At 68.8% G+C, this 18,810-nt stretch carries 13 protein-coding genes; 7 read left to right on the top strand and 6 right to left on the bottom strand.

What is annotated here, in order from left to right; all coding sequences use genetic code 11:
• Positions 1-143 precede the first annotated feature (143 nt).
• Positions 144-2,819 carry a WD40/YVTN/BNR-like repeat-containing protein gene (locus ACIA12_RS36370; protein ID WP_396371889.1) on the bottom strand — a complete coding sequence of 892 codons (2,676 nt, stop codon included), beginning with the start codon at positions 2,817-2,819 and terminating at the stop codon, positions 144-146.
• A 256-nt stretch (positions 2,820-3,075) separates the two neighbouring features.
• Between ACIA12_RS36370 and ACIA12_RS36365 the strand changes: the two genes are divergently transcribed.
• The 4 genes from ACIA12_RS36365 to ACIA12_RS36350 all read left to right on the top strand — a co-directional run bounded on the left by ACIA12_RS36365 (position 3,076) and on the right by ACIA12_RS36350 (position 6,485).
• On the top strand, positions 3,076-3,846 hold the full coding sequence (locus ACIA12_RS36365) for an amino acid ABC transporter ATP-binding protein (protein WP_396371888.1): 771 nt from the start codon (positions 3,076-3,078) through the stop codon (positions 3,844-3,846).
• 63 nt (positions 3,847-3,909) lie between these two features.
• Positions 3,910-4,830, top strand: coding sequence for a glutamate ABC transporter substrate-binding protein (locus ACIA12_RS36360; protein ID WP_396371887.1), 921 nt, complete (start codon positions 3,910-3,912; stop codon positions 4,828-4,830).
• Positions 4,831-4,908: 78 nt separating this feature from the next.
• The gene (locus ACIA12_RS36355; RefSeq protein WP_396371886.1) at positions 4,909-5,559 is read left to right on the top strand and encodes an amino acid ABC transporter permease; all 651 of its coding nucleotides are present in this window, start codon (positions 4,909-4,911) and stop codon (positions 5,557-5,559) included.
• Positions 5,556-6,485, top strand: a complete 930-nt coding sequence (locus ACIA12_RS36350; RefSeq protein WP_396371885.1) for an amino acid ABC transporter permease — start codon at positions 5,556-5,558, stop codon at positions 6,483-6,485. Before ACIA12_RS36355 ends, ACIA12_RS36350 begins: the two co-directional genes overlap by 4 nt.
• 75 nt (positions 6,486-6,560) lie before the next feature.
• Here the strand turns inward: ACIA12_RS36350 and ACIA12_RS36345 are convergent, their stop codons facing one another.
• The 3 genes from ACIA12_RS36345 to ACIA12_RS36335 all read right to left on the bottom strand — a co-directional run bounded on the left by ACIA12_RS36345 (position 6,561) and on the right by ACIA12_RS36335 (position 11,512).
• Entirely contained in the window at positions 6,561-8,291 is a 1,731-nt protein-coding gene (locus ACIA12_RS36345) for a hypothetical protein (RefSeq protein ID WP_396371884.1), read from the bottom strand.
• A 165-nt stretch (positions 8,292-8,456) separates the two neighbouring features.
• Positions 8,457-11,105 carry a hypothetical protein gene (locus tag ACIA12_RS36340; RefSeq protein ID WP_396371883.1) on the bottom strand — a complete coding sequence of 883 codons (2,649 nt, stop codon included), beginning with the start codon at positions 11,103-11,105 and terminating at the stop codon, positions 8,457-8,459.
• Positions 11,106-11,125: 20 nt separating this feature from the next.
• Positions 11,126-11,512, bottom strand: coding sequence for a hypothetical protein (locus tag ACIA12_RS36335; RefSeq protein WP_396371882.1), 387 nt, complete (start codon positions 11,510-11,512; stop codon positions 11,126-11,128).
• A 521-nt stretch (positions 11,513-12,033) separates the two neighbouring features.
• Here ACIA12_RS36335 and ACIA12_RS36330 point away from each other — a divergent pair.
• Complete coding sequence (locus tag ACIA12_RS36330; RefSeq protein ID WP_396371881.1) at positions 12,034-12,888, top strand: S1 family peptidase; 855 nt, start codon at positions 12,034-12,036, stop codon at positions 12,886-12,888.
• A 53-nt stretch (positions 12,889-12,941) separates the two neighbouring features.
• On the opposite strand, the gene ACIA12_RS36325 is transcribed toward ACIA12_RS36330, so the two are convergent.
• Both ACIA12_RS36325 and ACIA12_RS36320 read right to left on the bottom strand, forming a co-directional pair.
• Positions 12,942-13,550 carry an amidase family protein gene (locus tag ACIA12_RS36325; protein ID WP_396371929.1) on the bottom strand — a complete coding sequence of 203 codons (609 nt, stop codon included), beginning with the start codon at positions 13,548-13,550 and terminating at the stop codon, positions 12,942-12,944.
• Positions 13,465-14,379 (bottom strand): amidase, encoded by a 915-nt coding sequence (locus tag ACIA12_RS36320; protein ID WP_396371880.1) that lies wholly within the window; start codon positions 14,377-14,379, stop codon positions 13,465-13,467. Before ACIA12_RS36320 ends, ACIA12_RS36325 begins: the two co-directional genes overlap by 86 nt.
• A gap of 132 nt (positions 14,380-14,511) precedes the next feature.
• On the opposite strand from ACIA12_RS36320, the gene ACIA12_RS36315 reads away from it, so the two are divergent.
• Positions 14,512-15,606 carry a class I SAM-dependent methyltransferase gene (locus tag ACIA12_RS36315; protein ID WP_396371879.1) on the top strand — a complete coding sequence of 365 codons (1,095 nt, stop codon included), beginning with the start codon at positions 14,512-14,514 and terminating at the stop codon, positions 15,604-15,606.
• A gap of 17 nt (positions 15,607-15,623) precedes the next feature.
• Positions 15,624-18,665, top strand: coding sequence for an ATP-binding protein (locus tag ACIA12_RS36310; RefSeq protein ID WP_396371878.1), 3,042 nt, complete (start codon positions 15,624-15,626; stop codon positions 18,663-18,665).
• Positions 18,666-18,810: the final 145 nt, after the last annotated feature.

The following is an 18,810-nucleotide window of genomic DNA, read 5'->3' as shown; positions in this document are numbered from 1 at the left end:
CACCGCCCGCCCCCCCCCCCCCCCCCCACCCCCCCCCCCCCCCCCCCCCCGGGGGCGCGGGGGGGGGGGGCCCCCCCCCCCCCCCCCCGGGGCCGCCCCCCACCCCCCCACCCCCCCCCCCCCCCCCCCCCCCCCGCGGAGGGTCAGGCAGGCGGGGTGATGCTCCAGATGCCACGGCCGTGCGTGGCTGCGTACACCCTGCCGTCCGGTCCGGACTCGATGTCCATCACGGTCGTCGTCGGCAGGCCGTTGCCCAGCACCTGCCAACTGGTCGCTCCCGGGGCCCGGTAGAAGGTCGCCAGGTCTGAACCGACCACCAGTGCACCGTTGGACAGCTGCTTGACCGAACTGGTCGGGATGTCCGGCAGGTTCGCCGAGATGTCCGCCCAGGTCGCACCGCCGTCCTTGGTCTCGTACACGTGTCCGACCCCGGCTCCCGGCCCCTCGGTGAAGCGGCGGGAGAACCCGTTGACGGCCACGTAGGCGTGCTGTCCCGACGCCGGGTCGATCCCAACGCCGGCCAGGTACCGGTTCGGGAAGGCGGCAGGCAGGCTCACCTGGTGCCACGAGCCACCGGCGTTGGTCGCCAGGCCGCGGGTGAAGCCGGAGTTGTTGCAGGGACCACACCAGCTCACCCAGCCGACGCCGTCACGCATCGCCACGGCGGTGGCGGAGTGGCCCGCGCCCAGGTCGAACGCCTTGGTCCACTCGCTCGCGCTGCGCATGCCCCACCCCTTGGTCGAGGTGTAGACGTACTGCCCGCCAGTGATGAACCCACTCGAGTTGACCGAGTCCAGCGCGATCGGGGCGATGAAGCGCGGTGACGGGTCGTTCGGGTCGAGGCTCCACGACGACGCGTCGTCCTCGCTGAGCGCTCCGGGATTCAGCGCGCAGTTGTTGGTGATCTTGATGGCCAGCGAGGTGTACTCCTGCAGCTGGTTGCAGCCGTTCTGCGGATCGGCCGCGCCGTCGCCGCCGTCACCACCGAAGTTGGAGCCCATCTCGGTGTCGCCGTTGCTGCCGTCCGGCCGGACCGCGAACAGGTTCGACACACCGTTGTCCTGCAGACCACCCGACACGACCACACCGCTGTTCTTGGTGTCCTTGCCGACCGACACCGAGTAGTACTGCAGCGCGTCCATCGAGCCGTCGTCGGTGAGCGAGGACCAGTCGGTGCCGTTCTTGTTGGCGTTCACCTGCCCGTTCACCGGGCGCCGGTACACACCGCCGTCGTTGCCGACGTACACGACCGGCTTCCCGTCCGCCGTGCCGACCGCGACCGAGTGCTGGTCGGAATGCGGGGCCATCGGGCAGGTGTTCTTCGAGTCCGCGATGTTCCAGCAGGCGAAGCCGAAGTTCCAGTACGGCCCGACGGTGGCCCAGTGCGAGCCGGCGTCGGTGGTCTCGAACACTTCCTCCAGGCCGGCCCAGACGTGGTCGGCATTGGCCGGATCGACGGCGAGGAACTGGTTGTACCAGGCCTGGACTCCGACCGCGTACCCCTTGCGATCCAGCGCCGAACCACTGTTGTGGAGGATCTGCGGATCGGCGATCTTGTTCCACGGACCGGCCGGGCTGCCGTTCTTCGACACGAAGATGCCGGCCAGGCTGGTACTGCCGTTGATCTTGCTCGGCTGCTGCACCAGCGCGTACAGCCGGTCGCCTGTCTTGCTGAAGGCGAACGTGGTGTAGCCGACGTCGGTGCTGTTCTTGATACCACCGAGCACCACGTTCAGCCGCTTCCAGCTGGACGGCCCGGCGGTGTAGTCGGACGTCTCGTAGAACCCGTTGTAGGTGTCACCCGAGCGCCAGCCGATCGCAGCGATCAGGTGCTTGGGGTTCTTCGGGTCGATAGCGATGTCGTTGACGATGTTCTTGTACGCCGCGTCGGTCGCGCCGCCGGTCTGCGAACCGGCCGGGACCAGGACGTTGCCTGCGTCGTCCTTGATCAGCGGCATGAAGTCGGGGTTCGGGTAGAACGCCACCTTCCAGGCGCCGGCCTTGGTCGACGCGTCGTGGTACCAGACGCCGCGGTTGGTCGCCGCGAACACCTGGCCACCGCCCCAGCGCAGCCGGCCGACCGTGGTCGACTCGAGTTCCTTGCCGCCTACCCGGTCGGTCGGGGCGTAGACGCCGCTGACCGGGTTCGCCAGCCGGTAGACACCGGAGCCGACGTACGACGTACCGCCGGTGTTGGCCTCGCCGGTCGCGTACCAGAGCGAGCCGTCGCCGGCCAGTTGCAGATCGCCGCCGCTCAGCGAGGGCAACGAGTCGGACAGCGGTGTCCAGTTGCCGCCGCCCGTGCTCGAACGCCAGACGCCGCCGTTGGCGCCTGCGGCGTACACGTGATTCGCCCCATCCGCGGCGAGACCGGTGACCCGGCCCGAGACGTGCCCGGCGCCGCCGGAGGAGTTGGAGTACCAGTCGCGGTACCGGGTGTCGTCGGCGTTGTACGGCACCTTGGTGACGTCACGCCAGGTCCCGGTGGTGTGCTGCATCGCGGTGAGCTGACCGAAAGCAGCCGAGTAGGCACCGGGAGCAACGATTCCACCAGGAGCGGTCCGCGCCTGCTCGAACTCGTCGGCGATGGTGAACGCCTCTTTGGACTCGCTCTGCATCTCGGCCGGATTGCCGCCGGCAATCATCAGCGCCTTCTCCATCACGGAGGCGTTGTAGTGCTTGTCGGCCCACTGGTGTTTGAGCCACTCCTCCTTGAGCTCGTACCGGCCGGCGTAACCACCGATACCGGCCGCGACGAGCCCGACCCCCAGAACACCAGAGATTATTTTCTGCTTGCGCCTGGTCAGCGAGATTCGCATGACGTTCTCCGACTTACTTGGCGGGGTGCGCTGTTGATCCGCGCACTCCCGTAGCTCTGAGCCGCCGAAACCGTACGCCCGGTCAGGCCGGGGCCGGAAGTGATCGAACTCGGTAAAGGCCGGAACAGGGGAAATCATGCACGATCCAGCGGGCTGTGACGGTGGGCTCACGGTCAGCCCCGTGGATCGCAGATCGTTACCACCGTGGAACCGGGTACGCGTGCGGGTCACCCTCTGGTCGCGCTAGGTTCTGGCCATGAGCGATTCCTCCGCCGTCGGCACAGTGACGACCACGGGTCTCGTCGCCCTGACGAACGTCAACAAGCATTTCGGCGACCTGCACGTGCTGAAGGACATCAACCTGTCCATCAACCGTGGCGAGGTGGTGGTGGTGATCGGCCCGTCCGGGTCGGGCAAGTCCACCCTGTGCCGGGCGATCAACCGGCTCGAGCCGATCGACTCGGGCACCATCATGCTGGACGGCCAGCCGCTGCCCAGCGAGGGCAAGGCGCTGGCCACCCTGCGCGCCGACGTCGGCATGGTGTTCCAGTCGTTCAACCTGTTCGCGCACAAGACGATCCTGCAGAACGTCACGCTCGGCCCACTGAAGGTCCGCAAGAAGGACGCGAAGGCCGCCGAGCAGCGCGCGATGGAGCTGCTCGAGCGAGTCGGCGTCGCGAACCAGGCGTCGAAGTACCCGGCCCAGCTGTCCGGCGGCCAGCAGCAGCGGGTCGCCATCGCCCGGGCGCTGGCGATGGATCCGAAGGTCATCCTGTTCGACGAGCCGACCTCGGCCCTCGACCCGGAGATGATCCAGGAGGTCCTCGAGGTGATGATCGACCTGGCCAAGCAGAGCATGACGATGGTCGTGGTCACCCACGAGATGGGTTTCGCGCGCAGCGCGGCCAACCGGGTCGTCTTCATGGCCGACGGCGAGATCGTCGAAGAGGCCAGCCCCGAGTCCTTCTTCACCAACCCGACCTCACGCCGTGCCCAGGACTTCCTCGGGAAGATCCTCAAGCACTGACGAGACGCCCGGCAGGCCCTCGGGCCGGCCGCAACTGCAGTAAAAACACACGAAGGGGATCCCATGAGAATGCGCAACGTGGTCGCCACTCTCGGCGTCGCTGCGCTCGCGCTGAGCGTCGGCGCCTGTGGCAAGGACGACACCGCCGCGGGTGGCGGCGGTGGCAGCACCACCAAGGGCTGTGGCGAGCCGCACAAGTTCACTCCTGCGCCTGCCGCGGACGTGGCCGGCAGCCCGACCTACGCCAAGATCAAGACCCGCGGGCACGCGATCGTCGGGGTCAAGGCCGACCAGCCGAACCTCGGTTACAAGGATGCCAGCGGCAAGCGCTGCGGCTTCGACATCGAGATCGCCCAGATGGTCTCGGCCCAGCTCGGCTTCGACCCGGCGCAGATCGAGTACAAGGAGATCCCGTCCGCGAACCGCGAGACGGCGATCGCCGGTGGCGAGATCGACTACTACGTCGGCACCTACTCGATCACCGACAAGCGCAAGAAGCTGGTCGGCTTCGCCGGACCGTACTTCATCGCCGGCCAGGACCTGCTGGTCCGCAAGTCCGACCCCTCGATGGACGCCGGCAAGGACGCCCTGAAGGGCAAGAAGGTCTGCTCGGTGACCGGCTCGACGCCGATCCAGAAGGTCAAGGACGAGAACCTGACCGAGGCGAGCAACATCTCGGAGTTCAAGACCTACTCCGAGTGCGTCTCGCAGCTGCTGGACAAGAAGGTCGACGCGGTCACCACCGACGACGCGATCCTCAAGGGCTACGCGGCGAACGCGCCCGACGAGCTGCGGGTGGTCGGCAAGCCGTTCAGCCAGGAGAAGTACGGCATCGGCGTGCCGCTGGCCGACAAGGCGCTGCGCGAGAAGATCAACGCGGGCCTCGAGACGGCCGGTACCGACGGTACCTGGAAGTCGATCTACGACGAGACGCTGGGCAAGTCCGGTTCGGCCGGCACCCAGCCGCCGGTCGAGAAGTACTGATCCACCCTGCAGTCCAGGGCGACTCCGGGTTCGCTTCCGGGGTCGCCCTGACTGTCTGAATCCTTCTGGAAGGTCACGATGCTCTCGGTCCTCACCGACAACTGGGAACTGTTCAGAGACGGCTTCTGGACCACGATCAAGCTGTTCGTGGTGGCGGGTCTGCTGAGTCTGGTCCTCGGGACCGTGCTGGCCGGCTTCCGGGTCTCCCCGGTGCCGGCGCTGCGGGCCATCGGCACCGGCTACGTGAACATCCTGCGGAACACGCCGCTGACCCTGGTGTTCGCGTTCCTCGTCTTCGGCGCGCCGAAGATGGGGATCGAGCTGCCGTCGTACTTCTGGTCGGCGATCGTGGCGCTGACCGTCTACACCTCCGCGTTCGTCTGCGAGGTGGTCCGGTCCGGCATCAACACCGTCTCGCCGGGCCAGTCCGAGGCCGCGCGAGCGGTCGGTATGACGTTCCTGCAGGTGCTCGGCATCGTCGTCCTGCCGCAGGCCTTCCGGGCGATCCAGCCGCCGCTGATGAGCGTGATGATCGCGCTGCTGAAGAACACCACCATCGCGGCCGGTTTCTCGGTGCTCGAAGCGGGCGCCATCCCGGCAGCGATCGCCGAACGCGGTGAGAACCAGATGCTGACCTTGGTCTGGATCACCATCGGCTTCCTGATCCTGATCATCCCCCTGGTCTTCCTGCAGCGGTGGGCCGAGCGACGGACGGCGGTAGCGGCATGAGCGCCGTTTTGTACGACGTACCGGGCCCGAGGGCGCGGGCGCGGAACCGGATCCTCAATGTCGTCGTGGTGCTGGCCCTGCTCGCGGCGGTCGCCTGGGTGGTCTACCGGCTGAACGACACCGGCCAGTTCCAGAGCCGGCGCTGGGCGCAGTTCCAGTACAAGTCGATCCAGGAGCAACTGCTCACCGGTCTGCTGAACACGCTGCGGGCCGCCGGCCTGGCCGCGGTGCTGGCCTTCCTGTTCGCCGCCGTGTTCGCGGCCGCCCGGATCAGCGACCACAAGTGGGTCCGGGTCCCGGCGACCTTCGTGGTCGAGCTGTTCCGCGCGATCCCGGTGCTGATCCTGATGTTCTTCTTCTACTACGGGAACCTTCAGTTCCATCTGGGCCTCGGCCCGTTCTGGGCGGTCGTCTTCGGCTTGACCCTCTACAACGGCTCGGTCCTGGCGGAGATCTTCCGGGCCGGCATCAGCGCGGTCCCGAAGGGCCAGCGCGAAGCGGCGTACGCGACCGGCCTGCGCAAGAACCAGGTCGTCCGGCTGATCCTGCTCCCGCAGGCGATCCGGGCAATGCTGCCGGCGATCGTCAGCCAGCTCGTCGTCCTGCTGAAGGACACTGCGCTCGGTTTCATCATCACCTACAACGAGCTCCTGTACGTCGGCAAGCAGATGGGCGGCCGGCTCGAATTCGGCTTCCCGTACATCCCGACGTACATGGTGATAGCGGTCGTCTACATCGGCCTCTGCTCGCTGCTCTCGGTCCTCGCCCGCTACCTCGAGGGCCGTACCCGCCGCAGCCGCAAAATCGCCCCCGGCACCGACCTGCCCCCGGCGGCAGGCATCGACGACGGCTTCTCGCGTCAGGACAACCTGTTCCCCGGCGGCCTGGGCAAGCCCCCTGAACGAGGCGGCAGCGACACCGTCTGACCCCAGCACTACCCGAGAGCCCTGTACGCCGCTACCCGGCGTACAGGGCTCTTGTCACGGTTGGTACGGCGTTGGTCAGTCGGCGGTTGGGTCTGCTGCTGCCGATCCCCAGATGTCGGTGTTGCCGAAGGTCGGCGGGCAGTCGGTGCCCGGTGCGGGTGGGGCGATCGGCGTACCGTCGACGAGAGACTGCCGATAGGCGTTGATCGCCGGGCAGACCGCGGCGTCACGGGTGTCGTTCCAGACCGCGACAGCGCCTGCGTCGGTCGCGACCGCGTAGTTGTAGTCACCCAGGAACTCACTGGTCAGCCCGTTGGAGCTCGAGGCACGGGCGTCGCCGATCGCACCGCGATGCAGGGTCGTGAACGGACCGGTCGAGGAGTCCGCGTGCCGGACCACGCCAAGCATCGGCCGCGGGGTGGCCGTCGTCGTCTGCCAGGGCGCCAGGAAGGCGTTGTAGGTCAGATAGACGTCCTGCCCGTCAGGTGAGATCGCGACCGCCGGCTGGTTGGCCCTGTCACCGGCCTCGCTCGCGACCGTGCGGCCGGTGTAGCTGTCACCACCGTTGGTGGAGTGGATGAGGTACGCACGCTCGTTGTTCGTGCCGGCCGAGTCGTCGGACCAGCTGACCACGATCTCGTCGGTGGCGTCAGCCCCGGTCGGTGCGCCGTTGGCGATGTCGATACTCGGGAACGTGCTCGTCCGCGCGCCCGCCACGCCGTCGATGGTGAACCTGCCCTGGACCGGATCGAGCTGCCCGATGTTCGTCACCACGGCGATCGGCCTGGGTCGCTCGAAGTTCGCGCCACCGTTGAAGGATCGGGCCTGGAAGAACACGCCCTGCCGGGTCCGGACATCGGTACCGACCCAGACGACGTACACAGTGCCGCTGCTGTCGGTCCGGACCGCACAACCCTGCCGGCCGCCAGTCTGAGCGTTGTTGGTGGCAGGCGACAGTTGCTTGGTCCGCCAGGTCGACCCACCGTCGCCGGAAACCGCGAACAGCACAGGCTCGGGTGCGCCGGCACCGACGCCGCGGAAGCCGACGTTGCAGACGTACACGTTGCCGAAGAAGTCGCTGGAGGCCGCATTGTCCGCCCACAACTGCTCCTTGTCGGAGAACAGCGCCGAGTTCTGCTTCGACACGATCACCGGTGCCGACCACGCGCTGTTGTCACCTGAAAGAGCCCCCGCGAGCCGGTTGCCCGGTCCGGTGGCGTCCAGGTAGGACACCGCGATCGCCGCCGCACCCCGGAACCCCGGATTGCCTGGGAACGGCGTCGCGATGTTCGAGTAGTACAACCGGGATCCGTTCGCCCAGGAGAACACTCCGTTCGCACCGCGCCGAGGGCCGAACGCGAGCTCCGGGTCGCCGTTGGACACCATTCCGTTCTCGAAGTAGTTCGGCAGGGTCCCGATCGGCCCCACCCTCGGCACACACGCCGCTGGGCCGAGACAGTGCCGGGCGCTCCAGCCGGTGTACGTCGGCTGGACCCAGCTCTGCCCGCCGTTCGTCGAGAAGGTGACGCCCGAGACCCCGACCCCCGGGGTGAACGGGCAGGTCGTCGGATCCCCGGCCGCACAGGCCTCCAGGTCGATGTTGTCGTTGGCGCCCGAGGCGAGCAGCGATGGCTGGTGAGCGTCGACCGCGAGGCCTGGCTCGTTCTGCTTGTTCTGCGAGAAGGGCGTCGACGGACTGCCGACGGTGACCTCCGTGTCTGTGCCCGGCTGCGCCGCGGCGAGCCCGGTCCCGGTCAGGGCCAGGCACGCGATCGCAGCCAGGATCATGCCGCGCGAACGGCGCATGATCCCTCCTGTGATCAGAGCCCCCGAGGAATGAGATCAACTCCGACACAACGCCTGCGGCACGCCGATGGCAAGACCCTGAGCAGCACTCCCTTCCGGGAAGCGTTTTCTCAGCTGGGGGAACCGCACGGCGTGAGTGCCGCGCGGTCCCCAACTGTCGTCAGATCATGAGCACAGGAGTCCGAGCACTGTTGCCGTGCCGGGGTGCCCCGGGCTCGGCGAGTAGCCGGGATTCACCCGCACGATGGCGATCGCGGGCTTCGTGCCGTTGATGATGTTCCCGTTCTTGACCACCTTCGAAGTGACCAGTACCGCGGTGTACCGCGGAAGGGCGTTCGTCGGCGGCGGGCTGTTGCCCGGCAGGGTGCGCCAGGACCCACCACAGGTGGTGCGGCCGGCCGGGTCGTTGGAGAAGCCCTTGAAGCTGTTCGGGGCGGTCCCGCCACTCACCGAGTTGGCGAGATACCACGTGTCGCTCCAGAAGGTCGCCGTAGCTCCGACGGTGGCGTTGCCGTCACCGATGACGAAGTTGCCGCCCGGAGTCCAGGTGAACACCACCACCGACGCGCTCGTTGTCGATGGCAAGTAGTACGCGTCGCCGGCGAAGGCGGCGGTCACCGTCGTCGGTCCGCCGGGCTGGTTCACCGACGCGATCGTGCAACTGGCGATACCGCCGGCATTCGTGACTCCGGAGCAGGATTGCGCTCCCGATCCCGTGCCGAGTGTGAGCTGGACCGTCCGGCCGGCGACCGGCGTCGGGTCGTCCTCGGTCAGGCGAGCCGACAGAGTCGCCGGATCACCGTTGCCGGCGAACGCGGGACCCGTGTAGGTGAGTGTGGTCTGCTCCTTGTTCAGGGTGAACGCGACGCCGGGCGAGGTGGTCGCCTCGTACTGCGTCGAACCCGCGAAGCTCGCCGTAGCGGTGTATGGTCCCGGCACCTGTTGCGGGGTGAATCCACAGGTCGCCACGCCACCCGCGTTCGTCACGCCGGTGCAGGTGTCGGTACCGAACCCGATCGTGAGGGTCTGGCCTGGCAGGGCCGCTGAAGTGAGCGCGTCCCGCAAGGTGCCGCTGACCGTCAGCGGATCGTGGTACTCGCCGCTGGCCGGCCCGGTGTACGCCGCTGTGGTCGGGTGCTTCTGCCAGGTCACCGTCACCGGCGTGGTCTCGCCCGCATCCTGGATCGTGTCCTCGTCGAGATCCGCCCAGATGGTCACGGTGTCCGAACCCGCGGTCCCGTTGGAGTAGGAGAAGGTCGACTGACCGGCCGCGTTCGTCGTACCGGTTCCGGTCGTGTCCGACGGCGTACCGCTGCTGGCAACGGCGAAGCGAACCGGGATGAACTGTTCGTTCTCGCCGTGTGCACCGGTGACCGTCGCGGTCACGGTGGTGTTCTGTCCCCACGCGACCGGGTTCGGGCTCGCCGTACCCGCGATGGTCGTGGGCGGCGAGAAGTCGACCCGTGCGCTCCACGCATCGGTGGCACCGCCGACTCCGGCCCTGCCGTCGCCCCAGGAGGGATGTACGACGTTGTCGGGGCCCACGTCCACTGCCAGGTAGTCGCCGAGGAAGCCGGTCGCTTCGGGCGTTGGCTGCGAATTCACCTGCACCGCTGTGAAGGCAGGCGTCGCGGCGACAGCGGCGTACGACAGGAAGACGTTGTAGTTGTTCGTCTCGTCGTCGTTGCTGTAATAGGCGACGTGCACCCGCCCCTGTGCCACGTCGACCCACGGCATGAACTGGCCGTCCGGGTCCGTCTCGACGTCCACGCCCGACGGTGCCGTCCACCCTGCGTTGTCGATCGAGGACGAGATCAGGATGTCGGCGTCACCGCCGTCGGCGTCGGTGTAATCGGCCCAGACGACGAAAGCCCGGCCGGTCGCCGCGTCGATGTCGATGCTGGCGAACGATCGGGTCCGGAAGCCGGTCGCGATCGCCGGGTTCACGTTGTCCAGGGTCGCGACCTGGACCGGCGCGCCGAAGTTCTGCCCGTCGTCTGTCGAGCGTGCCACCCAGACCGACGAGTCGGCACCGTCGCCGATCCCGTTGCAGAACGTCGTCCAGGCAACGTACAGGTCGCCGCTGTTGGCCTCCTGGGCCAACTCGGCGCCGTGGTTGAGGCAGCCGTTCTGCGCCGCGTCGGTCGACAGCACCAGGGGTGCCGAGAAGGCGAAGCCGTCGCCGGCGCCGTTGAGATCGCGGGAGAAGACAACCTCGTTGTTGTTCCCGCCGCCGAACGGTGTCCAGGCCACATAGACGTTGTCGTTGGCAGCGCGGTCGACCAGGATGAATTCCTTGTCGTTGCAGATGGTCGTGCCGCCCGCCGCGATGACACCGTTCGCCGGATCAGTCCAGTTGGCGCCGTCGTCGGTGGACGAGGTGACGAACAGCGTGCACGGATCCTCGCTGTCGCGGTGTGCCAGCGCGGAATAGTAGATCCGACCGCCGGCCCCGAAATCGAGGGCCGGGTCGCTCATCAGCAGACCGTCACCGTCGCCACCGACGTCGGTCACGGTCAGTGTGCCGAAGGGCATGTTGCCGCTGGTCCAGTTACGTCCCCCATCGGTGGAGGCGTACCACTCCTGGCTGTTGCCACCGCCGCGCTCGTTCGCGCCGGCGGCCAGATGATCGGCGTTGTTCGGATCGACGACGATGTGCAACTCGCGCTCGTTCGCGGCGAGATTGGCCATCGACACGTCTCGGATGACCGGTGTGGTCACATGGTTTGCGGCGGCCGGCCCGGCGCTCACGCCCAGCCAGGTCAGCGGAATCAGGCTGCAGGCGACAGTCGCCCGCAATAGTCGGTGTTTCACAGCTCCCCCACTTGTCGGTGTCAACAACTCGTTGATTGCATCGCCAACCGCCCGTCGACCACTTGTGACGGAAGCGTCAAGCCACGCCCGAACCGCCACCCTCCGGTCTGGTCGCGGAACCACACCTGGTCGTCGCCGGTGCGGTCGGTGATGCGTGGTGTCCGATCGACCCGGTGTCCGTCGCGATCGGTCAGCGCGACGGTGTCCGCCGAGCCGAACAGGCGGTGATCCGGGAACAGCCGAGCCGAGCCTCCCGGCGGGGTCGCGGTACCGATCGAAACGTGTGCGGAGATACCCGTCGATTCGGATCGAACTGTCCAGCAGGCGAGGTCGACCGCCTTGCTGGTGCCGTTGAAGAGCAGCACATACTGGCCGCCCGGGGACCGATCCTCAGAGGCGATCTCCACCGCGATGATCCGGACCAGACCATCGGGTCGAGGGCTGACCTGGCTCGCCGGCGGCTGCGACGCCCCAGGCGAGGACGGGGAACCTGAAGGGCTGCTCGACGAACTTGCCGTCGGCAAGCTTGGTGGAGACGTGCCAGGTGCCGGCGTCGGACCAGGTCGGCCCGCGTCGTCGCTACACCCCGCCAGCGCCAACGTGCCCGCGGTGAACAGGAATGCAGCAGCAATTCCCCGTGTAGTCATAGCCCAGCCCCCGGCCCGAGCGCTGCCGCACTGTCAGCACGGCCCCCCGACACGAACCTAGAACCGAAGCTAGACCTGACTTGAGGCCCCGGCAATAGCTCGCCCGTTGCCATCCCCACCCCTGCACGCACAGCCAGAGACACTTACGAGCGGTTGCCCGTAGCTCCGAACGGGCAAATACTCCGAAGTGTCAGCCAGTGGTGTCAGGGCTACAAGCCGCCACCGGGGCCGACAGTTCGAGGGACCCGCCCAAAGGTCCCGTTCACTCCTCGGGAGGAACCGTGAGGATCGAACGCACGTCAGTCCAGCGCCAATTGCGCCGGACCGCCCAGCTTCTGGCAGCGATCAGCGCGATCGCGGCTTTCCTGTACGCCGCACCGGCTGCAGGAGCCGCCGCACCTTCGCCGGCCGCGCGACTGTCCGCCGCAAACGCCGCGGTGGAACGGTCAGGGGTGAAAGGCATCGCGTGGTACACGGACGCCGCCTCCGGCAAGGTGATCGTCACCGCGGACAGCACTGTGTCGGCCGCGGAGGTCGCCGCGCTGAAACACGACGCGGTGCAGGTCAATCGCACGAGCGGCGTCTTCACACCACTGCTCTCGGCGGGTGACGCGATCTACGGCGGCCAGTACCGCTGCTCGCTCGGCTTCAACGTGGTGAAGGGCAGTACCTACTACTTCCTCACCGCCGGCCACTGCGGGAAGGTGGCGAAGACCTGGTACACCAACTCCAACCACTCCACGCTGATCGGCCCGACCACCGGCTACAGCTTCCCGGGCAACGACTACGCACTGGTCCGCTATGACAACACGTCGCTGAGCCACCCAGGTGGATTCACCGCTGCCAACGCGTACGTCGGGGAGACTGTCACTCGCAAGGGCTCGACCACCGGAACCCACAGCGGCAAGGTCACCGCACTCAACGTCACCGTCCGGTACTCCGGCGGTGGCAAGGTCGGCGGACTGATCCAGACGACCGTGTGCGCGGAGCCGGGCGATTCCGGCGGCCCGCTGTACGACGGCACGAAGGCGCTCGGCCTCACCTCCGGTGGCAGCGGCGACTGCTCCAGCGGAGGTACGACGTTCTTCCAGCCCGTGACCGAAGCCGCGAGCGTCTACGGCGTCACCATCTATTGATTCCATCCGATGATCCGGCCGTACCTCTGCGGCGCGGCCGGATCAGTCGCGGCTCAACTGGCGAGCGGCGGGCGGCGGTGCGCCCACGGGCGTGCGGACTCGAGTTGCCCGGCGAGTCGCAGCAGCGTCGCCTCGTCGCCGTACCGGCCCAGGAAGTGGACGCCGATCGGCAGGCCGGTGTCGTTCCACCACAGTGGCACCGACATCGCCGGGTTGCCGGTGAGATTGGCCACGACACCGGCATAGGCGACAGTCGCGCCGCCTGCTCGCAGAGCCCGGAGCGGATCATCGGCCGTCGACGTCATCTCGCCGATCATTGCCGGCGGCATCGACAAGGTCGGCGTCAGCCACAAGTCGATCCCGTTCAACCACCGCGCGACGACGCGGGCGAAGCGCTGGCAGTCCTCGATCGCGAGCAGGTAGGCGGCCGCGGACACCCGCCGTCCCCGTTCCCAGTACGCGCGGGTCAACGGTTCGAGATCACCGTCCGACGGCGCGCGATCGAGGCGACGGGACCAGTACTCGACGATCCAGGCCGACGCCGTGACGAAGACCGTCCCGATCGCCGCGCCAACCTCAGCCGTGAGGCCGGGCAGCTCGGTCTCCACCAGGTCGTGGCCGAGCGACGAGCAGAGCGCGACGGCGTCGTCGAGCGCCGCCAGGCAGTGAGGGCGCCGGAACGCCCTCCGGAGTACGAGCCGTGTAGCCGATCCGCAGTCGACCGGGATCGGCGCCCACCTCCGCGGCGAACGGACGGCGCGGCAACGGCAGCCCGTAGGGATCGCCGACGTCGGGGCCGGCGGTCGCGTCGAGCAGTACTGCGCTGTCGCGGACAGTGCGGGTGAGCGCATGTTCACAGGCCCACCCGTTGAGCGCATCGCCGTACTCCGGTCCGAGCGGATTGCGGGCCCGGGTCGGTTTGAGGCCGAAGAGACCACATGCGGACGCCGGGTAGCGGATCGATCCGCCCAGATCGTTGCCATGCGCCATCGGCACCATCCGCGCTGCGACGGCGGCCGCCGATCCGCCGCTCGAGCCGCTGGTCGACCGGGACGTGTCCCACGGGTTGCGTGTCGGTCCGAACGCCAACGGCTCGCACGCCGGGGCCATGCCGAACTCCGGGGTATTGGTCTTTCCGAGGATGATCAGCCCGGCCCGCCGCCACCGGCGGACGAGCTCGGAGTCGTAGTGGGACGTCGTGCCGCGCACGAACCGCGATCCCTCGCTGAACGGCACCCCGGCGATCTCGGCAACAAGATCCTTGACCAGGAACGGCACGCCGCCCAGCGGCCCGGACGGTGCGGTGCGGGCGACGGCGAGCGCCTCGTCGAACATCGGCGTGATGACGGCGTTGAGAGTCGGGTTGAGTTTCTCGATCCGTTCGATCGCGGCCTCGGTCAGCTCGCCCGCCGTGACGTCGCCGCGGCGGACGAGGTCGGCCTGGGCGACTGCATCGAGCTCGGCGAGTTCGGCCGGTAGTCCGGTGGTCATGGCTACCTCCTGTGGTCCATGGATCCCTGTCCTGTGGGCGCGAGGTCCCGCCTCGCGGTTCGCGAGGCCGGCTCTCGCGCCCCCTCGGTAGGAGCCGGAGACCAGCCCCGGCGGACGACGAGGAGTCGCACGATGAGTACGTTGCAAGCCCAGACCACCGCACCGGTCGACGAAGAACAAGAAGCCGCGGTAGAGGCCGAGATGGGCAGGATCCTGACCGAGCTCGGCGCAGCGTTGGGTGTCCTGCTCACCGCGTTGGGCACCCGGAGCGGGCTGTGGGCCGCGCTCGCCGGCGCCGGTCCACTGACCGATCGCGAGGTGACCGCCAAGGTGGGCGTGCACGGATCGCTGGTCCGTGAGTGGCTGCGAGCCCAGGCGGCCGGCGGATACCTCGACTACGACCCGGTCGCCGGAACCTTCACCCTTCCGGCCCCCGTGGCCGCCGCGATCCACTACGGTCCCGGTGGTGCGCTGGTGGATGCCTGCGCGACGATGCTGTCATCGATGGGCGAGGGATTCGGCGCTTTCAGCGAGGCCTTCAGCACCGGTCAGGGGTTCGGCTGGCACCAGCGCACCGCCGAGCACTGGCACGGCACAGACGCGTTCACCAAGGTCGCCCTGCCCGGCGAGCTGATCGCCGCCGCGATCAGTGCGATCCCGACGGTCGCCGAAGCATTGGCCGGCGGCGGCACGGTGGTCGACGTCGGTTGCGGCTATGGCAGCCCCACGACGGCGATCGCGAGTCTGTACCCAGCCGCGCGAGTGCTCGGCATCGATTACCACGACGCCTCGATCGCTCACGCCCGCGATCAGGCAGGCCCGGACAACGTCCGGTTCGAGGTCGCCTCCGCGGCCGAGCTGCCCGGCTCCGGCTACGACCTGATCACCTTCTTCGACTCCCTGCACGACCTCGGCGACCCGCGCGGGGCGCTGGTCCGGGCCAGGTCGGCACTCGCCGCATCCGGTACGGTCCTGCTCTTCGAGCCCCTGGGTGCCGACGATGTCCAGGACAACCTCAACCCGACCGGACGGATGTTCTACGCGGTCTCCACGCTTGCCTGCACTCCGAACGCCGTGTCACAGCAGACGCCGACCTCGTCGGAGCCCCTCGGCGCCCAGGCCGGTGAGAAACGGCTCCGTGCCCTGGCCGCCGAGGCGGGGTTCACCCGTGTGCGCAGGCTCGACGTGCCGGCGCCGATGAACCTGGTCTTGGAGCTGCGGCCCTGACGACTCATGATGGCGCTATGAGCTCGCGGGTCCGGCTCGTGGGTCGGGAGCCGGCGTTGGCAGCGGCCACCGCCGTTCTCCGCGACGCCGCGTCCGGATCAGGGCAGTTCCTGATGGTCAGCGGCGAGGCCGGCATCGGCAAGACCGCCGTCCTCGCTGCCCTGATCGACCAGGCCGGTGCGGACTGGACGATCCTGCGCGGCATCTGCTGGGCCGGCACCGGCACCCCGCCGTACTGGCCGTGGTCCCAGGTCCTGCGCGCCACCTGCCTCCCGCTCGCCGACCTCGGTGAAGCCGGCCGCATCGTCCAGCTCCCCGCTGGGGCGGATGGTGTTGCCGACGTTGGCACGACCATGAACGCGAGCGTGGCGGCCGATGCGGAATTTCGCCTGTCCGAGGCGGTCGCGCACTGCCTGTCCGCACTGGCAGCGGATCAGCCGACGCTGGTGGTGCTCGATGACCTGCAGTGGGCGGACGCCGCTTCCCTGCGATTGCTCGGGTTCCTGGCTCGCGCCCTGGCCACCAGCCGAGTGCTGCTGGTGGGTGCCTACCGCGACGCCGAGGCGTCGGGCGACCTGCTGGACCTCTCGACGAGCGCACAGCACCTGCCCCTGACCGGTCTCGGCGCCGATCAGGTCGGCGAACTGGTCGCCTCGATCGCCGGACCGGAATCGTCGCAACGGCTGGCTGCTCAGGTGTGGGAACGCAGCGGCGGCAACCCGTTCTTCGCCCGCGAGCTGGCCCGGCTCGTGCTCGCGCAGGGCGGGCCGGAACCGCGATCGCCGATACCGGCCAGCATCACCGAGACGCTGCGCCGCCGGCTGGCCAGGCTGTCGACCGACTGCGTGCGGCTGCTCAGCTGGGCGGCAGTCGCCGGGCGCGCCCTGGACACCGACCTGCTCGTCCGTGTCGGTGCTGCAGGCAACGAAATCGAGGTGCTCGAGCTGCTGGCGGAGGCCCGCCGAGCGGGGGTGGTCGCCGGTGGACGGGACGAGCCGAGAATCGCCCACGACCTCTATCGCGAGACGATCCTCAGCAGCCTGTCCGCAGCTTCCAGGGCGGAGATCGATCTCGCCATCGGCCACGCCTTGCAGGATCGGCCGGGCAACTCGGCCAGAGTCGCGGCACACCTGCTGGCCGCCGGCTCGCAGGCACAGCGAGAGGCTGTCAAGTACTCCGTTCTCGCAGCGCGCGAGGCCACCGCCCGGCTCGGCCACGAGGACGCCTGCGAGCACTACCGGCGTGCCCTGCAGGTGATCGAATCCGACGGCTGGACCGACGGACCCAGCCGGCCACGGCGCCTTGATCTCCTGGTCGAGCTGGCCGAGGCGTGCGCGCGAGCCGGCCGGACCGACCAGGCGCGGAACAACTACCGCACGGCGGCCGCCGGCGCTCGCCGTGCCGGCGACGAGCTGATCGTCGCGAGAGCCGCGGTGGGGATGCACTCCCTCGGCCACAGGTCGGGCCGGCGCGACAGCGAAACCCTCGAACTGCTCGACGAGGCCGCTGCCCAGCTGGCTACGGCCCAGCGTGAGCCCGCCCTGCAGTCAAGGGTGCACGCCGCCAGGGCGCGGATTCTCCGGCACGGCTCGATCGCGGTGCCGGATGAGACGGTGATCGATGCGGCACGGCGCGCGGTCGACCTGGCCGTCGCCGCCCGCGACGACCACGCGCTGGCCGAGGCGAGGCTCGCACTGCACGATTCGCTGTGGACTCCAGGTACGGCGGTACGGCGCCTGCCCGTGATCGCGGCGATGCTCGACGCGGCGGCGTCCGGAGCTGACGCCGATCTGGTCGCCCAGGCACACCAACTGCGCGCTGCCGCGCTGCTGGAGCTGGGCGAACCGTCCGGACGCGACGAACTCCTGACCTATATCGCGCTGGCAGGCCAGCTCGGCCACGCCCGTGGCCGCTGGGGCGCACTCACCAGGCGGGCCACCTACGCGCAACTCGCCGGGCAGGCCGAGGAGTCCGCCCGGCTCGGCGAGGAGGCGCTCGAGCTCGGGCTGGCCATCGGCGAACCGGACGCGCTCGGTTGCTTCTACACGTCCCGCTGGTCGTTGGTCGCACTCGGCATCCGCGAACCGGACGGGGCGATGGACCCCACCGATCCCCTGTGGCCGATGTTCCCACTGCTCAAGGCGTGGCCGCTCGCGGTCCGGGGCGAGCTGGACGCCGCAACCGCGGCGCTGGGCGACTTCAGCGTGCTGGACATCGCCGTCTGGACTGGACTCGAGGGACTCGCCGTAGCCGCGGTCGTCTTCGCCGCGATGGGGACCGCGGAGCAGCGGACCTGGACCTACGATCAGCTCCGCCCGCATGCCGGAACGCACGTGGTGGTCGGCGGCTGCGCGTCGTACCACGCTGCCGTCGATCACCATCTCGGTGCACTGGCCGCCTCGCTGGGCGACTTTGACACGGCCGGGGATCACTTCCGCACCGCCCTGGCAATGCACAGCCGGCTCGGCGCCGCGGGCTGGGCCCGGCTGACCGAACAAGCACTCGCAACGCTGCCGACATCGCCCGTACCGGTCAACGAGTTCCGCCGGGAGAACGGGCTCTGGTGGCTCGCTTATGCGGGTACGCACACCCAGCTGCCTGACTCCAAGGGTCTGCGTGACCTGGCCGTCCTGATAGGCGCTCAGGGCAACGAGGTGCACGTGTCCACACTGATCGGGCCCGAGTTCGTTCGCACCGGCGCCGACCCCGTCCTCGACGAGACGGCCAAAGCGCAGTACAAGACACGGCTGAGCGAGCTGTCCGAACAGATCGAGGAAGCCGAGGAGTCCGGTGACGCCGTCCGGGCGGACGAACTGCGCGCCGAACACGACGTCCTTGTCCACGAGCTGGCCGCCGCGGCCGGTCTGGGCGGACGCGCCAGACGTCTGGGCGACCCGGTCGAAAGGGCCAGGAAGACCGTCAGCGCCCGGGTACGCGACGCGCTCTCGAAGCTCGAACACGCGCACCCCGCCCTTGCCGACCACCTTCGCCACGCTGTCCAGCTCGGAACGGTTTGTTGCTACGCGCCCGAGCAGCACACGACCTGGCGTCTGAAGTAGCAGGGTTACCTCATAACCGCAGACCGCAGTGTCGGTGGGTCTGTCTGTAGTACTTGGCTGGGCCCTTGTGGGGTGGGCACTCCGCCGCGACACGGGTGCCCGCCCCCGGGGAGGGGCGGGGGCGGGCGGGCTAGTTGGAGGACTT

It is taken from the genome of Kribbella sp. NPDC051620, from assembly GCF_044453825.1.
Classification (GTDB): Bacteria; Actinomycetota; Actinomycetes; order Propionibacteriales; family Kribbellaceae; genus Kribbella.
This window is presented reverse-complemented; position numbering and strand designations above follow the sequence as displayed.

Bases quoted from the DNA above. Each gene is read 5' to 3' on its own strand.
- ACIA12_RS36370 (WP_396371889.1), bottom strand. From the start codon at position 2,819: ATGCGAATCTCGCTGACCAGGCGCAAGCAGAAAATAATCTCTGGTGTT.
- ACIA12_RS36365 (WP_396371888.1), top strand. From the start codon at position 3,076: ATGAGCGATTCCTCCGCCGTCGGCACAGTGACGACCACGGGTCTCGTC.
- ACIA12_RS36360 (WP_396371887.1), top strand. From the start codon at position 3,910: ATGAGAATGCGCAACGTGGTCGCCACTCTCGGCGTCGCTGCGCTCGCG.
- ACIA12_RS36355 (WP_396371886.1), top strand. From the start codon at position 4,909: ATGCTCTCGGTCCTCACCGACAACTGGGAACTGTTCAGAGACGGCTTC.
- ACIA12_RS36350 (WP_396371885.1), top strand. From the start codon at position 5,556: ATGAGCGCCGTTTTGTACGACGTACCGGGCCCGAGGGCGCGGGCGCGG.
- ACIA12_RS36345 (WP_396371884.1), bottom strand. From the start codon at position 8,291: ATGCGCCGTTCGCGCGGCATGATCCTGGCTGCGATCGCGTGCCTGGCC.
- ACIA12_RS36320 (WP_396371880.1), bottom strand. From the start codon at position 14,379: ATGACCACCGGACTACCGGCCGAACTCGCCGAGCTCGATGCAGTCGCC.
- ACIA12_RS36315 (WP_396371879.1), top strand. From the start codon at position 14,512: ATGAGTACGTTGCAAGCCCAGACCACCGCACCGGTCGACGAAGAACAA.
- ACIA12_RS36310 (WP_396371878.1), top strand. From the start codon at position 15,624: ATGAGCTCGCGGGTCCGGCTCGTGGGTCGGGAGCCGGCGTTGGCAGCG.